The 19,819-nt window shown below is 49.5% G+C and carries 12 protein-coding genes; 6 read left to right on the top strand and 6 right to left on the bottom strand.

Annotated features, from left to right (window positions below; translation table 11 throughout):
• Positions 1-14 precede the first annotated feature (14 nt).
• From infB to ACOMHB_RS21960, 6 genes are all read left to right on the top strand, one after another.
• Entirely contained in the window at positions 15-2,591 is a 2,577-nt protein-coding gene (infB, locus tag ACOMHB_RS21985) for a translation initiation factor IF-2 (RefSeq protein ID WP_448218214.1), read from the top strand.
• Between the two features lie 90 nt (positions 2,592-2,681).
• Complete coding sequence (gene rbfA, locus ACOMHB_RS21980) at positions 2,682-3,086, top strand: 30S ribosome-binding factor RbfA (RefSeq protein ID WP_448218213.1); 405 nt, start codon at positions 2,682-2,684, stop codon at positions 3,084-3,086.
• Between the two features lie 3 nt (positions 3,087-3,089).
• Positions 3,090-4,034: a tRNA pseudouridine(55) synthase TruB gene (gene truB / locus ACOMHB_RS21975; RefSeq protein ID WP_448218212.1), complete on the top strand. Its 945-nt coding sequence runs from the start codon at positions 3,090-3,092 to the stop codon at positions 4,032-4,034.
• Between the two features lie 166 nt (positions 4,035-4,200).
• The gene (gene rpsO / locus ACOMHB_RS21970) at positions 4,201-4,470 is read left to right on the top strand and encodes a 30S ribosomal protein S15 (protein WP_422135243.1); all 270 of its coding nucleotides are present in this window, start codon (positions 4,201-4,203) and stop codon (positions 4,468-4,470) included.
• 688 nt (positions 4,471-5,158) lie between these two features.
• On the top strand, positions 5,159-7,258 hold the full coding sequence (pnp, locus tag ACOMHB_RS21965) for a polyribonucleotide nucleotidyltransferase (RefSeq protein ID WP_448218211.1): 2,100 nt from the start codon (positions 5,159-5,161) through the stop codon (positions 7,256-7,258).
• 308 nt (positions 7,259-7,566) lie between these two features.
• Positions 7,567-9,084, top strand: coding sequence for a hypothetical protein (locus tag ACOMHB_RS21960; RefSeq protein WP_448218210.1), 1,518 nt, complete (start codon positions 7,567-7,569; stop codon positions 9,082-9,084).
• Positions 9,085-9,116: 32 nt separating this feature from the next.
• Here ACOMHB_RS21960 and ACOMHB_RS21955 read toward each other — a convergent pair whose 3' ends face one another.
• The 6 genes from ACOMHB_RS21955 to dnaG form a co-directional block, all read right to left on the bottom strand.
• On the bottom strand, positions 9,117-10,508 hold the full coding sequence (locus ACOMHB_RS21955; protein ID WP_448218209.1) for a calpain family cysteine peptidase: 1,392 nt from the start codon (positions 10,506-10,508) through the stop codon (positions 9,117-9,119).
• A gap of 331 nt (positions 10,509-10,839) precedes the next feature.
• Positions 10,840-12,237: a calpain family cysteine peptidase gene (locus ACOMHB_RS21950; protein ID WP_448218208.1), complete on the bottom strand. Its 1,398-nt coding sequence runs from the start codon at positions 12,235-12,237 to the stop codon at positions 10,840-10,842.
• A 57-nt stretch (positions 12,238-12,294) separates the two neighbouring features.
• Complete coding sequence (locus tag ACOMHB_RS21945; RefSeq protein WP_448218207.1) at positions 12,295-13,683, bottom strand: cytochrome P450; 1,389 nt, start codon at positions 13,681-13,683, stop codon at positions 12,295-12,297.
• 225 nt (positions 13,684-13,908) lie between these two features.
• Entirely contained in the window at positions 13,909-15,312 is a 1,404-nt protein-coding gene (locus tag ACOMHB_RS21940) for a hypothetical protein (protein ID WP_448218206.1), read from the bottom strand.
• Positions 15,313-15,578: 266 nt separating this feature from the next.
• The gene (rpoD, locus tag ACOMHB_RS21935) at positions 15,579-17,402 is read right to left on the bottom strand and encodes an RNA polymerase sigma factor RpoD (RefSeq protein ID WP_422135236.1); all 1,824 of its coding nucleotides are present in this window, start codon (positions 17,400-17,402) and stop codon (positions 15,579-15,581) included.
• 462 nt (positions 17,403-17,864) lie between these two features.
• The gene (dnaG, locus tag ACOMHB_RS21930; protein WP_448218205.1) at positions 17,865-19,814 is read right to left on the bottom strand and encodes a DNA primase; all 1,950 of its coding nucleotides are present in this window, start codon (positions 19,812-19,814) and stop codon (positions 17,865-17,867) included.
• Between the last annotated feature and the right edge of the window lie 5 nt (positions 19,815-19,819).

Genomic DNA, 19,819 nt, shown 5'->3' with positions numbered 1-19,819 from the left:
GAGGAGAAGTGTTAATGGCAGAAGTAACCGTAGAACAACTCGCGAAGGTGGTCGGCGCTCCGGTCGAAAGGTTGCTGCAGCAGATGCAGGATGCGGGCCTGAAGCAGACAAAGGCTTCGGAAGCCGTGTCGGATGCAGAAAAGAAGCAGTTGCTGGCTCACCTGAAAAGCATTCACGGTGATCATACAGGTACTGCTGAGCCAACCAAGATCACCCTCAAGCGCAAAACTGTCAGTCAGATGAAAGTATCTGGCGGTGGTGGCGCTGGTAAGAAAAAAGTTGTCAATGTAGAAGTTCGCAAGAAGCGTACCTACGTCAAGAACGAAAAAGCGGAAGAGCAGAAGCCGGAAGAAAAGCGGGCTCGTGGTGACTCACGCCGTGATGGTGACCGTCCTCAGCGTCGTGACGGCGATCGTCCTCAGCAGCGTCGTGACGGCGATCGCCCACCGCGTCGTGATGGTGATCGTCCTCAGCGTCGTGATGGTGATCGCCCACCACGTCGTGATGGTGATCGCCCACCACGTCGTGATGGCGACCGCCCACCGCGCCGTGACGGAGATCGTCCGGCTCGTCGTGATGGTCCTTCTGCACCTGGCTTTGATCCAGCAGCAGCGCCAATGCCGACTCCGGAAGGTGATAAGCGAGGTCGTAATCGTAAAGCCAAAGATCGCCGTGATGAGCCCCGTGAAGAGCGCGGTCGTCGTGGTGAGAAGCGTGGCGGACGTAGCGCCGGTCGTAAAGACGATCGTCGTGGCGGCCGTAAGGCAGCTCGAACTATCACGCCTGAATCCATGGCCGCTCACGGCTTCACCAAGCCAACCGCTCCGGTGATACGTGAAGTCTCAATTCCTGAGACCATCACTGTTGCTGAACTGGCGCAAAAAATGGCCGTGAAGGCCGCTGACGTCATCAAGGCAATGTTCAAGATGGGCTCCATGGTGACCATCAACCAGGTGATCGACCAGGATACAGCGTCCATCGTGGTTGAAGAGATGGGTCACACCTTCAAGTTGGCTAAGGCTGACAGCATTGAAGACTCCCTGACTGAAAATCAGGAAGGTAGCGTAACCGAGTTTGAAGAGAGGCCTCGTGCACCGGTTGTCACGGTAATGGGTCACGTTGACCACGGTAAGACCTCCCTGCTGGACTATATCCGCAAGAGTCGTGTGCAAGCTGGCGAGGCCGGTGGTATTACTCAACACATTGGTGCTTATCATGTAGATACTCCACGCGGTATGGTGTCCTTCCTGGATACTCCTGGACACGCGGCCTTTACCGCTATGCGTGCTCGTGGTGCCAAGGCAACGGATATCGTCATTCTGGTGGTTGCAGCTGACGATGGTGTTATGCCTCAGACCGAAGAAGCGGTTCAGCACGCCAAGGCTGCCGGTGTTCCTGTGGTTGTTGCTGTGAACAAGATCGATAAGGAAGCTGCAGATCCTGATCGTGTGAAGAATGAACTGGCTGCGAGGGAAGTCATTCCTGAAGAGTGGGGTGGTGACACCCAGTTTATTCATGTATCGGCTCTGACCGGTCAGGGTATTGACGAGCTGCTGGAAGCGGTGCTTCTTCAGGCTGAGGTTCTTGAGCTTTCTGCTGCTGACGAAGGTCCGGCTAAAGGCGTGGTGGTTGAATCCCGTCTGGATAAAGGTCGTGGCCCTGTCGCTACGGTTCTGGTTCAGTCCGGTAACCTGCAACAGGGTGACAACATTCTGGTAGGTCAGCAGTACGGTCGTGTTCGTGCGATGCTGGATGAAGACGGTAAGGCGATCAAGGATGCAGGTCCTTCCATCCCGGTTGAAATTCTGGGCTTGGACGGTACGCCTGATGCCGGTGATGAGCTGATTGTGGTTAAGGATGAGCGTAAGGCTCGTGAAATCGCACTGTTCCGTCAGGGTAAATACCGTGAAGTCAAACTGGCTCGTCAGCAGGCTTCCAAGCTGGAAAATATCTTCTCCAGCATGGGCTCTGAAGAGAAGAAAACTCTCAATATCGTTCTGAAAGCAGACGTACGAGGTTCTCTGGAAGCTCTGACGACTTCTCTGGAAGAGCAGGGTAACGATGAAGTACAGGTTAAGGTTATTTCTGGCGGCGTAGGTGGTATCACTGAAACCGACGCTAACCTCGCTCTGGCTTCCAACGCTGTTATTGTCGGCTTTAATGTTCGTGCTGATGCCTCTGCCCGCAGGGTGATTGAGGCAGAAGAACTGGATCTCCGCTACTACAGCGTCATCTACGACATCATCGAAGATGTTAAGAAGGCTCTGGGCGGTATGCTGGGCTCCGACACCCGTGAGCAGATTGTTGGTACCGCAGAAGTGCGTGACGTCTTCCGTTCTCCGAAGTTCGGTGCGGTGGCTGGCTGTATGGTTATTGAAGGTACTGTTTACCGCAACGACCGTATCCGTGTTCTGCGTGACAACGTGGTTATCTTTGAAGGCGAACTGGAATCCCTGCGTCGCTTCAAGGATGACGTGCAGGATGTGCGCGAAGGCATGGAGTGTGGTATCGCGGTTAAGTCCTACAACGACGTTAAGCCAGGCGATAAGATCGAAGTGTACAAGACTGTTGAGGTCAAGCGTACTCTTTAATCAGGCTCGGCCGATCTCATTCGGTTGCCCGTCAAAGAAGCCCGCAGAAATGATTGCGGGCTTTCTCATATCAGCAGGATTGAATCCCCAATGGCTAAAGAATACAGTCGAACCCAGCGGGTGGCGGACCAGATTCAGAAAGAACTGGCACAGCTGATCCAGCTGGAGATGAAAGATCCCCGTCTGGGTATGGTCACTGTCAGTGCGGTAGAAGTTTCCCGCGACCTGGCCTTTGCCGATGTTTTTGTTTCTTTCCTGGGTGTAGACGACCAGAAAAGCGTCAGTAACCAGAAAAGCGCTGATGAGGACCTTGAGGTGCTGCAGAGTGCTGCCGGATTCCTGCGCAGCCAGCTGGCCCGTTCCATCAAGTTACGTAGCATTCCCCAGTTGCGTTTCCGCTATGACAATAGCCTGAGGCGTGGGGCGTATATGAGTGAGCTGATTGCAAAAGCTCGTTCTGGTGACAGTGATCATCAGGGTGAGTCTGAGGAGTAATGGATGTCTAAACGCAGACGTAGCCGTGGCCGCAGGGTGGACGGTATTGTTGTTGTGAATAAGCCCAAAGGTGCCAGTTCCAATGACGTTCTGCAACGCGTCAAGCGGCTTTATGGTGCAGCCAAGGCCGGTCATACCGGCAGTCTTGACCCTCTGGCCACAGGCGTTTTGCCGATCTGTCTGGGTGAGGCGACCAAGTTTTCACAGTATCTGCTGGAGTCCGATAAGTCCTACAGGACGGAAGTAAAGCTGGGTATCCAGACGGAGACCGGTGACCGTGAAGGTGAGATTGTTGAGCAGCGTGCGGTGAATGTTACCCGCTCTGATATCGAGACTGTCCTTGATCGTTTCCGTGGTGAGGTTGATCAGGTTCCCAGTATGTATTCAGCGTTGAAGTACAATGGTGAGCCCCTTTATAAGCTGGCTCGTCAGGGGATTGTTGTTGAGCGTCCGTCTCGCCGAATCACTATCTATCGTCTTGAACTGCTGGATTTTGAAGGTGACAGGTTAATCCTTGAAGTGGACTGTTCCAAGGGCACCTATATCCGTACACTGGCTGAAGATGTTGGTGCGGCTCTTGGTTGTCTGGGGCATGTTGCCGAACTTCACAGAATTAAAGCCGGTCCATATACTGAACACCAGTCTCACACTTTGGAAGAGCTCGAAGACATTCGTGACGGCGGTGGTCACAGGGCTCTGGATGAGCTCTTATTACCGTTGGATACTTCCGTCAGTGACTGGCCTCAGATCCGTCTGGGGGCAACCAGCAGCTACTACATCAGTCAGGGGCAGCCTGTTCAGGTACCTCAGGCACCAACCAAAGGGAATGTCCGTATTTATGGCCAGGAAGAGGTTGAAGGGCAGGAAGTCTTTCGATTCCTGGGGATTGGTGAGATTGATGAAGACGGTCGTGTCGCTCCCAGGCGGCTGATCAATTCTGGAAACTGAGGCAGATTTTCTGGCGTGGTGGTTTTAACAGACTGGCTTCCGGTTGGAAGTTGGTGTTAGAATGCCCCGCTTGGTTGACAGCAGGTGCTGTTAAACTTTGAAGGCTGGCTGTAAATATGCACGGTCTTGCCTGATTGTGAATGCATATTAACTGGAGTACAAAACAATGGCTTTGACTGCCAAAAAGAAAGCGGAAATCATCAAGAAATTCGGTCGCACTGAAGGCGACAGCGGTAGCCCTGAAGTTCAGGTTGCTCTGCTGACTGCAAACATCGAAGGTCTGCAGGGGCACTTCAAGGCAAACCACAAGGATCACCACTCCCGTCGTGGTCTGATTCGCATGGTAAACCAGCGTCGCAGCATGCTGAACTATCTGAAGGGTAAAGACGTTGAGCGTTACCGTTCCCTGATCGAGCGTCTGGGTCTGCGTCGCTAATAGCGCCTGTCTCGCTATTGACCTGGATTCGGGATTCTACTTTGGGTTGTTCTGTCATGTTCAACTCAGGGTTGAACAGGATACATTGAACAGTTTTGTGTCTGATAAATGTATTTCTGTGCAGCTAAAGCACCGCCGGCTTCCGTTGTGAGGCAGGCGGTGTTTTTGCATTTTTGATCACAGGAAAAAAGAAAAATCAGTGTGTTGTAAAAAGCAGCAAGGTGTTGCTGATAAGCTGTGAAATCTTTATTGCAAATAAGTGTATAATAAGGTTCTGACTTTTCTTGTGGTTAAAAAAACCATAAAGACGACATTGCTTTTACGGTTTTAAAGAGAGGGATTACCCCTCTCAAGTGCCTGACCAGGTACTTATACCAATCGTATTTTCTAACTCCCGCAATGAGCATGGAGATTTGAGCCTTAAGACAAGGCGGCGTGAGGAGTCATAGCCTTAGCTATGGCGACGATCGCCAACGCAGGATTAAGGCTCAAATCTTCAGCGCAATAGGGAGTTAGAAAGTTCGATTGGTATTGCATGTCAGCACTCTGGTCGTCAGTAGAGGGTGCAATTCCAAGTCTGTCTGGATAGGCGGGGTCTGTACATTATCCAGAAGGTTTAGAATTGCATCTGTCACGCCACTATGACCGGGTACTGTATTGGTTCATTCACACTCAATAGGAAAACGTTGTGAATCCGGTAATTAAAACATTTCAGTTCGGTGATCAGACCATCACTCTGGAAACTGGCCGTGTTGCTCGTCAGGCTTCAGGTGCCGTCCTGGCCAAGATGGGCGATATTGCTGTTTTGGCAACCGTAGTGGGTGCCAAGCAGGCAAACGAAGGTCAGGATTTCTTTCCGCTTTCTGTGCACTATCAGGAAAAAACATACGCTGCTGGTAAAATACCGGGTGGTTTCCTGAAGCGCGAATCCCGTCCAAGCGAAAAAGAAACTCTGACCTCCCGTTTGATCGATCGTCCTATTCGTCCTCTGTTCCCTAAGGGGTTCATGAATGAAGTGCAGGTTGTCTGTACTGTCATGTCTACTGACAAAAAGAACGACCCGGACATTCTGGCCATGGTCGCTACCTCTGCGGCTCTGGCTGTATCAGGTATTCCTTTCGATGGCCCTATCGGCGCTGCCCGTGTTGGTTTCAACGAAGAAAAAGGTTATCTGCTGAACCCAAGCTATGAAGAACTAAAAACTTCAGAGCTGGACATGGTAGTAGCGGGTACCAACGACGCTGTTCTGATGGTTGAATCTGAAGCCCAGGAGCTGACAGAAGACGAAATGCTGGGAGCAGTCTTATTTGCTCATCAGGAATACCAGACCGTCATCCAGGCCGTTAAAGAGCTGGCTGCGGAAGCTGGCAAGCCTCGCTGGGAGTGGGAAGCGCCAGCTGAGAACATTGAGCTGAAAGAAAAAGTAGCGTCCTTCGAAGGCAAAATGCGTGAAGCTTACCAGATCACCATCAAGCAGGATCGTACTGCTGCCGTTAAATCGCTGCGCCAGGAAGTGCTGGAAGCGATTGCTGGAGAAAACAGTGCTTTCGACGCTTCTGATGTTGAAAAAGCCTTCGGCAAGCTGGAGAAAAATGTTGTACGTGGCAACATCATCAGCGGTATGCCTCGTATCGATGGCCGTGATACCAGGACGGTTCGTAACATTGGTGTCGAGATCGGCGTTCTGCAGAAGACTCATGGTTCTTCCCTGTTCACCCGCGGTGAAACCCAGGCCATCGTTACCGCCACTCTGGGGACGACTCGCGACGCTCAGATCGTTGACAATCTGGAAGGTGAAGTCAAAGATCCATTCATGCTGCACTACAACTTTCCTTCCTACTCTGTAGGCGAGTGTGGTCGTATGGGAGCGCCTGGTCGTCGTGAAATTGGTCATGGTCGTCTTGCTCGTCGTGGTGTTCAGGCGGTTCTGCCTGCTCAGGAAGAGTTCCCTTACACCATCCGTGTTGTTTCCGAGATCACGGAATCCAACGGTTCCAGCTCCATGGCTTCAGTCTGTGGTTCTTCCCTGGCTCTGATGGATGCAGGTGTGCCTCTTAAAGCGCCGGTAGCCGGTATCGCCATGGGTCTGGTTAAAGAGGGTGATCAGTTCGCTGTTCTGACCGACATCCTGGGTGATGAAGACCACCTGGGTGACATGGACTTTAAAGTAGCGGGTACTTCTGAAGGTATCACTGCCCTGCAGATGGATATCAAGATTGCCGGTATTACCGAAGAGATCATGGAGATTGCCCTGGAACAGGCGATGCACGCCCGCCTGCACATCCTGGGCGAGATGAACAAGGTCATCAGTTCTGCTCGTACGGAACTGAACCCGAATGCGCCTATGACCATGTCTCTGAAAATTGACCCGGACAAGATTCGTGACGTGATCGGTAAAGGGGGTTCTACTATTCGCAGCATCTGTGATAAAACGGGTGCGTCCGTTGATATCGACGACAGCGGTATGGTACAGATCTTTGCTGAGAACAGCGAGAAAGCCAAGGCTGCTTATGACATGGTCTATGGCATTACTGCCGAAGCCGAGATTGGCAAGATCTACACCGGTGAAGTAACTCGTATTCTTGACTTTGGTGCATTCGTCAGTGTTTTGCCCGGTAAAGACGGTCTTGTGCACATTTCTCAAATCGCCAATGAGCGTGTTGAGAATGTGACCGACTACTTGAAAGTTGGCCAGGCTGTCGACGTTGTGGTGCTGGATATTGACTCCCGTGGTCGTATTAAGCTGAGCATTAAAGAAGTTGAGCGTGCGAGAGAACAGCAGGGCTGATCTTGAGTGCGTAACTTTCTAATAAAACAGGAGCCAGTGGCCCCTGTTTTATTATCTCCCTATCACACCGCTAAATCGCTGAACTCCCAAGCTGTAAGCCAGACTTCATTAGAACCAGTTTTTATAAATCATTTATATAATTTGCTATTAAACCCACAAACTCAGAGCCAGATCTCATAAGAATCGGTTTTTATAAGTCATTTATATTCTATTTATCATTGAAATAAAAACTATACTGTCGTCTTGTTGAGTGTTACGAACAGGCTTTTAACTGGGTTTTACCGTAACTATGGTCGAGGAGCTTAAGCATGAAACGAGTTTTAGGGGCTCTACCCGTGCTGGTCTTATCCATCGCTGTGACTCACGGTGCAATTGCTTTTGCCGTTGAGCAGCGCCAGGGAGGGCTTGCGCACTCAGATTCAAAGCAATCAAAAAATGAAACGCTTCTTCCATCCGTTTTGGCTCCGACATTTCCGTCGGGCGAGTCAAAAGCTGGGAGAAGCAGTCCTGTGGATTCCTCATCAAGTCAAAGTGATATTAACAACAGCTCCGGTGCGCCATTGCAGGGCACACAGGATCCAGTGGATTATCAGAAAGCGATCATCGATGAGAACAACCTGATTCCTTTTGGTGTTGATGAGGATGACTACACTGACGCTAAGAAAAAGCCAACGCTTCTTTGGGCAAGGGCGACTTTTCTTAAAAAAAAGCACCCCCATCACCTTAAAGAAGGTGATCTCCGGCCGGCACTATTTCCATTAAACACTGCCTATAACCGGGCCAATCCCTTCGGGACTGCGGTCGTAGAGTGTGGTTCCCCACTGCCAGCACCTTTAACCAAAAAGCGCCGCTGCAATGATCGGCAAGCGACCGGATTCTGTCGAGTCAAGTTAGAGCGGGACGGAGGGGTCTATACCCTCGTTGGTATGCTGGCCAACACACACGATAATTTCAGCGGATGTCTTTTATCGAGTCGAGAAAAAGATTATTTCCTGGAATCTTTGGGGGACCAAGCTCTGCTACCTAGAGACATTCTGGTCACTGACGAAAAATATTATCAGATCAATGTTGCTTATGGCAGAGTCTCCTACCGATTTCGGAAAGAGCTCAGGCATCCGGTACTCTTTGCATCGACAGTACTCCTGTCTGGGCGTCTGCGTCATGAAGCTTTGTGTAAAAATGATGCCAGCCCCGGAACCCAATGGTACAGCGATTACAGCGATGGGGTTCGTAAAAGCGGATATGGATGTGCAGGACTGATAGCTGGCGCTAACCCATCAGGCTCTATGCTCCATTTTGTCCCTATACGAAAGAAGGCCCATCCAGTCAAGCAGTCTCCTGTTGTATGGCAAGCAATGGAATCAGAACAAGATATCAGAGGAGACAACCTTGATGTTTATGAATACTTTTGCTCCCCCAGAAGGCCTTACAAAGAGTTTATCCTGGGCTCACTGGCTGGGCAGGGATCTAATAAGTATTGTGGATATATAGGTACCAGTGGAAAAAATGGCTACGTCGCTACCAATCAGGATGGCAGTATTGCTACTGATTACCTGAAACCTGTGATTAATGGTAGGATTGGCTGGAAGGCTTTTGAGGATAATCTGCCTGACGAGGCTATTATTGCCGGTTACAGCGTTGCAGGTTTTAGCAGAAGAATAGACAGGGTACCGGTATATTTTTGTCGTTTTATGAATAACGGTTTCAAAACCTTCGGCCAGTATTTTAAGGAGGGCAAAGTCTGTAAAACATCATTTGCAACGCCCTGCGGAGACTCCAACGCCTTGGTTTCTTCAGATACCTTTGACATTCTAGTCAGGAAGTGACGGGCAGAACCAGGAAGGCTGCAGACGGAATGTCAATTGTCGTTGTTTGGGCAATGGTACGGCCCGCACTGGCTAATGAACATGTCATTAAACGTTTCAATGAACTGCCCTATGTTCATTTCAATGATGCCGGTACTGGCAGGGCTTCTCTCAGAAGTAGACCTGAATCCTTCGATGTTAAGTGGGATTGTGTCTTTGGTTATGTCGAATATGTACGGTACAGCATGTTTCAGGAGGTCCTTTACTTGCGGCTTTGTCAGGCCATAAGCGACTCCATAGCTGAAATGCCTCGGATTACTCCTCATGACTTCAAATATTACGCTATTTTCTGAGGAAAGAGGCTGAGTATGTTGATTAATGGTAATCAGATTTTCAACTGCATCAGACTCACCTTCAGGGTCTCGGATGTAAACAATATCTTTTTCTTTGTCATAGCCAATCAGGCTGTAGGCGTGTTCGGTTCTAATTTCTGCGAACGGTCTCAGCCCCAAGGGAGCTGAATGGGGTGGGCTAATGGAAACAGTGGCTGCTTTTTCATTATCGACAAAAGAATTAAGTTGCTTCTTCAATCGCTCCTGAGTTTGAAGTTGCGGGTTGACGAAATCGGTAAGCGATCCCATCAGTACAGTCAAAACTGATTCTTCATCTAACCCGTCCAGTTCTGAGTATTGATGATACTTGAATCTTGCCGGGCGATTATATCGATTTGCATTAATGAAACGTTTCGACAGGTGGGCGTAAGCGGCTTCCAGCATAGCCAGCCAAACACCACCATCACGTGTTTCGGCAAAGTGTGAGTAGCGCTCAACTTCTCTGAATTGGATCAGCGTGCCATCATCAATCCCCGGAAAAACAATGTCAAATGTTCGTTCATCCGTCGTCGTATGGAAGTAATTGAATATTAGTCTTTTTCCGGTTTCAGAACTGGCAATTGAGGCCAGTGAGGCAATCAGAACACAATCTGGAAAATGTTTCTGCAGGAGATTGTCGGGAGTAATACTGGTCAGGCTGTGGGGGAAAAGCCGTCTATAGGCATTGGCAAACGCTTGCCGTTCGGGCCTGGCAAGCCAGGCGTTCCAGAATCCGTTGTCCTGCTCGTAGTGATATTTTGCGACCTGCCCTGACAGTTCAGCCAGCTCAATACTATCCCTGCTTAATAAAGCGGTAACAGGGTTTTGCCATGGCTCGAAATTAACAAGGTAAAGCCTGATGGTCTGGTAAAGGTCTTTGTTCAAATAGGGAGCATGATAGCCCTCAATCAGCTCATCGTGGGAGAGCAGGCCATCAGAGTCTTTATCAAGTGCGCCTGCCAGCTCCGGGAAGTGGTGGTACGCCGACGGGTAACCGGGTGAAAATTCGCCACTAAATACCTGGACAGTAAAAAAGAGCAGACTGGTTAGTAATAAAGTACGTAAATGGTCCATCCTGTTAATTCCTGTAATAAGCATCCTGCTGTTAAGCCATGCCCTCTGGTTTTGTCATGGGTTGTGACACGGCTTCTTAACCATTAAGTACCTGGCCAGTTGGTTTCGCATATTCTGGCGAGTGGATTTTTTCATCCTTCAAGGCGCAACGACGGGCGCGTAGCCATAGCTACGCAACCAGAGTTGGAACGCAGAAGGGTGGAAAAAGCCGCCGACCAGAATATGCGAAACCAACTGGTTAGGTACTTAGATGACAGGAAGTTCAAAAAGTTCATTTACAGGTCAGAGAAATGGAGATCCCTGTTAGCAGAATGACCAACTGGCCAGGTACTTAGTTATTGTTTATAGGGCATTGATACGGCCCGTCCTGACTAATATGCATGGTATTAAAGGTGCTAATGAGCTGCTCTACGCTCATTTCGATGATGCCGGTATTGGCAGGGCTTCTTTCAGAAGCAGGCCTGAATCTTTCAACATTAATATTGATTGTCTCTTTCTCCATGTGAATAATCCTTTGGTCAAGTCGATTAAGGAGGTTGTTTACTCCAGACTCCGTCATTATATGGGCGACTCCGTAGTCAGGGTGGTTGGGATCGTTCACCATGGCTTCAAATATTACGCTATCTCCTTCGGAAAGATGCTGATTATGTGGAATAATGGTAATGAGATTTACAACCGCAGCAGACTTACCAAAAGGGTCACGAATATAAACAACATCTTTTTCCTTGACATAGCCAATCAGGCTGTAGGAATGATCGTTTTCAATTTTTGCGAACGGCTTTAGCCCGAGGGGAGCTGAATTACATGGGCTAATAGCAACAGTTGCTGCTTTTTCATTATCGACAAACGAGTTGAGTAGTTCCTTTAATCGCCCCTGAGTCACAGATTGCGGGTTGATTAAATTGCTATGCGATCCCATTAGTGTGTGAAAAGCATCTGACTCCTTGATTCCGTCCAGTTCTGAATATTGTTGATACTTGGATTGTGCCCGGTCATTATGTCGATTTTTATTAATGAAACTTTTCGACAGGCCAGCGTATGCGGCTTCCAGCACAGCCAGCCAGATACCACCATCTCGTGTTTTGGCAAAGTATGAGTGGTGCTTAAATTCTCTGAATTCAATCTGGATGCTCTCACTAATACCTTCAAAAAGAATACTAAATGTCTGTTCATTAATGGGATAGAAGTAATTGAATATTAACCTTTTTCCGGTTTCAGAGCTGGCTATTGAGGCCAGCGTAGCGATCAGAACACAATCTGGAAAATCATTCTGCAGGAGGTTATCCGGGGTGATACTGGTAAGACCATGGGGGAAAAGTCGTCTATAAACGTCTGCAAACGCTTTTTGTTTCGGCTTTGCTAGCCAGGTATCCCAGAAGGTGTTGTCCTGCTCGTGATGATACTTTGCGACTTGCCCCGACAGTTCAGCCAGTTCAATGCTCTTCCTGCTTAATGAAGCAGTAACAGGGTTTTGCCATGACTCGAAATTAACAAGGTAAAGCCTGATGGTTTGGTAAAGGTCTTTGTGCAGATACGGGGCATGGTAGCCCTCAATCAGTTCATCGTAGGAGAGCAGACCATCAGAGTCTTTATCAAGTGCGCCTGCCAGCTCCGGGAAGTAGCGGTATGCCGACGAGTAGCCGGGTGCGAATTGCCCGCTAAAAACCTGGACAGAAAAAAACAGCAGACTGGCCATTAATAGAGTAGGTAATCGATCTGGCATATTCATTGGTGGTCAAAGATTCCCGTCATACTCTTGATTTGTGGTCAGGGATTCGCGTCATCTTTACCGTCGATGGCGCGTCATCATAATGCCATGCCGTGGGGCGAGGGTGATCAGGGGCTCGAGAGCAATGGGATGGCCAGCTACGAGGTCAAGGCGGTATTGTTGGCAGAGGGTGGCGAGGATGAGGCTGCCTTCCATCATGGCCATCTGGTTGCCAATGCACTGACGTGGGCCGCCGCCAAAGGGAAAGTAAGCAAAGCGTTTGATTTCGCGTTCTTTTTCAAAGCGCTCTGGCTCAAAGCCTTCAGGGTTTGGCCAAAAGCTGGCATGGCGGTGCGTCACGTAGGGACTGGTGAAGATCATCGTGTCGGCGGGGATGTGGTAGCCCGCGATTTCATCATCGGCGACGGCGCGGCGCGAGATGAGCCAGGCGGGTGGAAAGAGGCGCATCGCTTCGAGAAAGACCATGCGCGTGTAACTAAGCTTCGGCAAATCATCCATCGTGGCACGTCGCCCCCCTAAAACTTCATCTATCTCAGCCCAAAGACGGCGGCGCACGATGGGATGTGTTGAAAGCAGATAGAAGCACCACGCCAGGGCATTGGCTGTCGTCTCAGTCCCAGCGGTAAAAAAAATCAGCACTTCGTCGCGTAGTTGCTGATCGGTCATCTGTTCGTTCGTCTCTTCATCACGGGCGTGCATCAGCATCGAGAGCAAGTTGCCGCGCTCTGTATTGTCTTGGCGATGCCTGCTGATCATTTGTTCCACGGCGTCATTCAGTTTTTTTTGTGCCGCTCGGAAACGACGGTCACGCGGCGTGGGCAGCACGGGCGGCAAGGGCAAAAGTGCCCGGAATCGTTCGCCAATCTCAGAATTAATGAGCAAGGTTTGGCGATAAATCGCCTCGGCTTGCTCTTCAACGTCTACCCCAAAGAGGGTTGTGCTGACAGTGCGGGCTGTCAAGTGTCCCATTTCCGCTGCCACATCAAACGCCGCTTCCTCTTCCTCTTGATCTTTTTGCGCCCACGCCGCAAGCATCTTGACAGTTTCCTCAACCATCAGCTCCGCAAAGGCCGCGATACGCTTATGATGAAAGGCGGGCTGCGCCAAACGACGCTGCCGTCGCCAAAAATCCCCTTCGCTCGTCAGCAAGCCCTCACGAAAAAACCAGCGTGACATATCCCAGAGGGGATTGCCTTTGTCATAGTTACGATTGTTAGTTTGAAGCACATGACGAACATGGTCTGGGTGCGTCACCAAACAGGCTGGCCAAAGCCCATAGCGGAAACGCACAATGTCACCGTACTGATTGCTCAAGCTCATCAGCGTGTTGACGATATCGCGCTGCCCCTCCCTCATCACCTTGAGCATATTAAGCCCAGTTGGCCCAGGGGCTTGAGGCGCGGACGACATGCTTTCTTTGCGGCCAAATAACTTTAAACGGGTCATGACCCCTCCTTTTTTTACTCATTGATTTCGATCAGCGATTTCCCACCCCATTCGTGCGGCGCATCAATGCCAAAGAGGTGCAAAAGCGTCGGCGTGACTTAACCCCTGTAAAAAGCAGCTTGTTACACGTGACACCTTCTGGTCTGATCGTGATTTTCGACAAGCTAATTAACCATTAGATAACAGCAAGTCCAAAGAGTAGTTCATATCCGACTGGTCAGGCGCTTAGTTATTGTTGGTTGGGCATTGATAGGGGCCGCACTGGGTAATGAACATCGTCTTAAACGTATCAACGAACTGTTCTACGGTCATTTCAATGATGCCGGTCCTGATGGGGCTTCTCTCAGAAGTAGATATGGATAATGAAATATCGGAAGGAATTATGCCTTCGGCTATGATGTCCATCCACTGTGGTACGGTTTGGTTAAGGAAGTGGAATAGTCGAGGCTCCGTCAGTCCATAAGCGAGTTTATACTCAGGGTCCCAGGGAAGGCTCTTTATGACTTCAAATACTTCGCTGTTGCCTGAGGAATGAGGCTGAATATGACGATTAATGGTATAGAGGTTTGTAACCGCAGCAGACCGGCCATGAGGGTCACGGACATAAACAACATCTTTTTCTTTGTCATAGCCGATCAGGCTATAAGCGTGTTTGGATTCGATTCTGGAGAATGGCCTTAATCCCAGGTGGTTTAGAATTTCCGGTTTACTAGTAACAGTCACTGAGACAGTCGCTGCTTTTTCATCATTAACCAAAGAGTTGAGTAGCTCCCTGATCTGCTCGTTACTCTTAAGTTGCGGGTAGATATAATCAATATACGATGACGTTAGTATACCCAAAGCATGTCCCTCAGGTACCCCGAATAGTTCTGAATATTGATGATACTGGAATCGTGCTCGTTCATTTTGTCGATTTTTATTAAGGAATAATTTCGACAGGTAGGCGTAAGCCGCTTCCACCATAGCCAGCCACATACCTTCATCGCGTGTTTTGGCGAAGTGTGAGTAGCGTTCAACTTCGCTGAATTGAACCACTTTACCTCTGGGAAGCCCAGGGAAAACAATCGCAAATCTTTGTTCATCGACGATATAAAAGTAATTGAAAATTAGCCTTTTTCCGGTTTCGGAGCTGGCTATTGAGGCCAGCGAGGCAATCAGAACACAATCTGGAAAGTGCTTTTGCAGAAGATTATCCGGAGTAATACTGGTCAGACCATGGGGAAAAAGTCGTCTATAGGCGTCGGCAAACGGTTGCCGTTCCGGCTTTGCAAGCCAGGCATCCCAAAAAGTGTTGTCTTGCTCGTGGTGATACTTTGCCACTTGCCCCGACAGTTCGGCCAGCTCAATACTCTCCCTGCTTAATGAGACGGTGACAGGGTTTTGCCATGACTCGAAATTAACGAGGTAAAGCCTGATGGTTTGGTAAAGGTCTTTGTTCAGATACCGAGCATGGTAGCCATCAATGAGTTCATCGTAGGAGAGCAGGCCATCAAAGTTTTTATCAATTGCGTTTACCAGCTCTGGGAAGTGGCGGTACGCCGTCGAGTAGCCGGGTGAAAATTCTCCAGCAAAAACCTGGACAGGAAAATAGATCAGAATGGTCAGTAATAAAGCGCGTAATCGATCCATAATGTTATCCCCCTTTTAAAGAACATTATTGGTGTTACGCAACTCCCTCTGGAGAGATCAGAGGTTGCGATACAACCCGTCTAATTATTAGAGGCAAAAAAGCTCCAAAAAGTTCATAGATAGGTCAGTAAAATGGACACACCTGTTATTGAAGCGACCCACGATGGGTCACCTGTCTTGACCAGTTGGTGGCAGCCAGATACAAAAAAACCGTGCTTTCAAAAGTGAAAAGCACGGTTTTATTGGTACATTAGAGCTGGAAGATATTACTCGTCCAGGAAGCTCCTCAGGTGATCCGAGCGCGTCGGGTGACGCAGCTTTCTCAGAGCCTTGGCTTCGATCTGACGGATACGTTCACGGGTAACGTCGAACTGCTTGCCCACCTCTTCCAGAGTGTGGTCAGTGTTCATGTCGATACCGAAACGCATGCGTAGTACCTTCGCTTCCCGAGCCGTCAGGCCAGAAAGTACGTTGCGGGTAGATTCTTTCAGACCAGTGCCGGTAGCCCGATCGATAGGTGACTGAATGGTCGCGTCTTCGATAAAATCACCCAAATGGGAGTCTTCATCGTCGCCGATGGGTGTCTCCATGGAGATAGGCTCTTTGGAGATTTTCAGTACCTTGCGGATCTTGTCTTCTGGCATTTCCATGCGAACAGCCAGTTCTTCAGGAGTCGGTTCACGCCCCATCTCCTGGAGCATCTGTCTGGAAATACGGTTCAGTTTGTTGATCGTTTCAATCATGTGAACCGGGATACGAATCGTTCTGGCCTGGTCCGCAATGGAGCGGGTGATAGCCTGACGGATCCACCAGGTAGCGTAGGTCGAAAACTTGTATCCGCGACGGTATTCGAATTTGTCTACCGCTTTCATCAGACCGATGTTGCCTTCCTGAATCAGATCCAGGAACTGCAGACCACGGTTGGTGTATTTTTTGGCGATAGAAATAACCAGACGCAGGTTGGCTTCGACCATTTCTTTCTTGGCACGACGGGCGCGGGCCTCGCCCAGAGACATTCTGCGATTGATGTCCTTGATCTGGACCAGCGTACAGCCGAACTCTTTCTCAATAGTGATCAGCTTCTTCTGGGCACGTATGATTTCATCCCGGTAGTGGTTGATGGCTTCAGCATAGCCGGCGCTGCCAGAAGTGATGTCATCAATCCATTTCAGGCTGGTCTCGTTGCCCGGGAAAGTACTGAGGAAGATCTTGCGAGGCATTTTCGCGCGGCGTACGCAGAATTGCATGATCGCGCGCTCATTGCCCCGAATGGTGTCCAGAGTATTCCTGATGCGGAAAACCAGCATGTCAAAAACACGGGGAACCAGTTTCAGAGGCATGAAAGCTGTGGTCAGTTCATCCATTGCAGCTTTGGCTTCTTTGGAACCAAAGTCATGCTTTGCCAAAGTGCTCAGTACCTTCTCATGACCAGCGCGAAGGAGATCAAAGCGCTCTTTGGCTTCTTCCGGATCAAGACCGCCAGCGTCGTCATCGTCATCGTCATCAGAGTCATCGTCGTCAAAGTCTTCTTCGATGTTCTCGACAGCAGGAGAGGGGGGGGCGACAGGCTCATCGGAATCAGGATCGATATAGCCGCTGATCAGATCAGTCAGGCGGCCTTCTTCTTCTATAATCCGGTCATATTCGTCCAGAACAATCTGAACCGAGCCAGGAAATCTGGCCAGGGCTGACATGACTTCACGCAGCCCTTCTTCAATGCGTTTGGCGATCTGGATTTCGCCTTCGCGAGTCAGCAGTTCGACCGTGCCCATTTCACGCATGTACATGCGCACAGGGTCAGTGGTTCGGCCTGCTTCCTGTTCAACAGCTGCAAGAGCTGCTGCTGCCTCTTCGGCAGCAGCTTCATCAGTGTCCGCTTCTGACAACAACAAGGTATCGGCGTCCGGCGCTGTTTCGTAGACGGTGATACCCATGTCATTGATCATGCGAATGATATCTTCAACCTGGTCAGGGTCGGAGATGTCTTCAGGAAGATGGTCATTTACCTCAGCGTAAGTCAGGTATCCCTGTTCCTTACCGCGAGAGATAAGCTCTTTCAGTCGGGATTGTTGTTGCGAGTTAGCTGACATATCAACCCTTTAACAGCGAAAGTGGAGTGCCGGACGAAAAAAAACGTAAGCAGGCAATTATAGCTCAAAAAACATGAGGTTTTCCACAATAAAGTGTAAAAGAGTACACTCTCGCGGATCTGCACGATGTTCAGTGGATGGGGCACCGGAAAAACGGTCCATGAAAAACTACGCATGGTGAGGGCCCCCTTCCTTGGCTTTTTACCGTAAAAGCACCCTCTCACAACAGGTGAGTCAGTAAGATGCCTTCTTCGCTCATGGCTGTTTCAGACCGGTTTCAGAATCAGGTGTGTGGTTAATAACGGCTTCCCACATAGCACAGTGAAGTTCAAGTATATACCTAAAAATATGTGCGTCGCCATAAATAAAGTGATAAAAAACAATTTACATTTTACTTACAGTTATTGCTAAAAAATAAGGCGTTTGTCGTTCAGTCCGGGATTTTTCCGGGTTTTCAGAACGTTATTTCTTGGTACTGGTGTTCGTGGACTCGATACCGAGTTTTTTCTTTTTCTTTTCAAGCAGGGCTTCCAGAACACTGCGTTGTGCCGAGTCTATCTGACCGGGTTTTTTCTGTGATAAAGTTTGTTTAAGAGAGTTGGCCGTCTGTTTGTGCTCAAGCTCCCGGACCGTATCCCTGATTCGTTCTATAGCTTCATGGAATTCCTGGTCGTTGGGCTGATGCCCAAGTTCCAACGATGCGATTTCCTGAAGTCGAATGCCGTGGTGAGTACCATGCCATTGTGCGATCAGGGCAATAGTAGCCAGTTTAGGTTGTTCCTGAAGCGTTTTTATCAGAGCAATTAACAGTTGTGTATCAGGATGCCCGTCACCTTCCAGTTCATTGATTGCTTTTACGCTGGCCGCTAATTCAGGATTACAAAGCAGGTGCCGGATGGCATATAGAGATCGACCCACTTTTAATGGCGCAGGAATGGGCGGTTCGTTCTTTTCCTTAAAACCCTTTTTAAAGGGTTTGCGCTCAAAACTATACGTCTGAGGTTGGAAGTGCTGGGCAGACTCAGGCTCATAGTGCGCTTGCGGATAATAGTCGGTTTCAGCAGGTATAGGGTAATCGTCGTATGCGTTATCAGCGGCAGGTTCAGGCTCACTCTTTTTGTTTAAATAATTTTCAAGAGTATCGGTATTCAAACCAGTGATCTCTGACAGTTTCTGCATCAACATCTGTTTGAACAGACCGTCGGGAATCTTGTGGAGGTGAGGTTGTGCATCGGTGGCCAGTCGTGAACGTCCGTCCATGGTATTCAGGTCGATACCGTTACTGAGTTCCTGAAACAGGAAAGTGTCGAGGCTGAGGGCGGTGGTTTTTATTCTTTCCAGAAAGGCATCGGCACCTTCTTGTCTGACCATGCTGTCCGGATCTTCGCTCTGGGGTAAAAACAGAAAACGTGCCTGATTGCCATCTTTCATATGGGGAAGAGTGGATTCAAGGGCTCGCCAGGCTGCGCGTCCGCCAGCATTATCGCCGTCAAAGCAGAACACAACTTCTGATACGGTTTTAAAAAGTCTCTGTATGTGGTCCGGGGTTGTTGCTGTACCCAGGGTGGCGACAGCATTGTTGATGCCCTGCTGAGCCAGGGCAACAACATCCATGTAGCCTTCGACGACAAGAATGCGTTCAAGGTGACGATTATGCTTTTTGGCTTCATACAGTCCATATAACTCCCGTCCCTTCTGGAAAATGGGGGATTCCGGTGAGTTGAGGTATTTGGGTTTGGCGTCGCCCAGTACCCGGCCACCAAAAGCGATGATTCGACCTCGGGTATCATGAATGGGAAACATGATTCGGTCGCGGAAGCGGTCATAGCGGCTTTTGGTTTCTTCTTTTTCCACCAGCATGCCGGTTGTAACTAACTGGTCTTCTTTTTCCTGGTTCTCTGCCAGATGATTCTTCAGGTTGTCCCAGCCAGGCGGGGCAAAGCCGATACCGAAACGTTTGCAGGTCTGGCCATCCAGTCCTCTCTGCTTAAGGTATTCAATGGCTTTGGGTGCATCAGAAGCTTTAATCAATTGTTCGTTGAAAAAAACGTTGGCTTTGGTCATCAGCTCATAAAGCGGGCTGTGATCCGGGCCGCGTTTTTGACTGTGCTGTTCTCTGGGAACTTCCAGTCCAACCTGGCTGGCCAGAGAATCAACTGCTGTCGGGAAGTCCAGGTGGTCAAAATCCATGACAAAGCCCAGGGCGTTGCCGCTGGCACCGCAGCCAAAGCAATAGTAAAACTGCTTGTCCGGGCTGACAGTGAATGATGGGGTTTTTTCCTGATGGAAAGGGCAGCAAGCGGAGTAATTTCGACCGGTCTTCTTAAGCTTTATCCGGCTATCGACAACGTCCACGATGTCCAGCCGGTTCAGCAGGTCATCAATAAATGTCTGGGGGATGCGTCCGGCCATAAATG

This window comes from Endozoicomonas sp. 2B-B (assembly GCF_053470045.1).
This window is presented reverse-complemented; position numbering and strand designations above follow the sequence as displayed.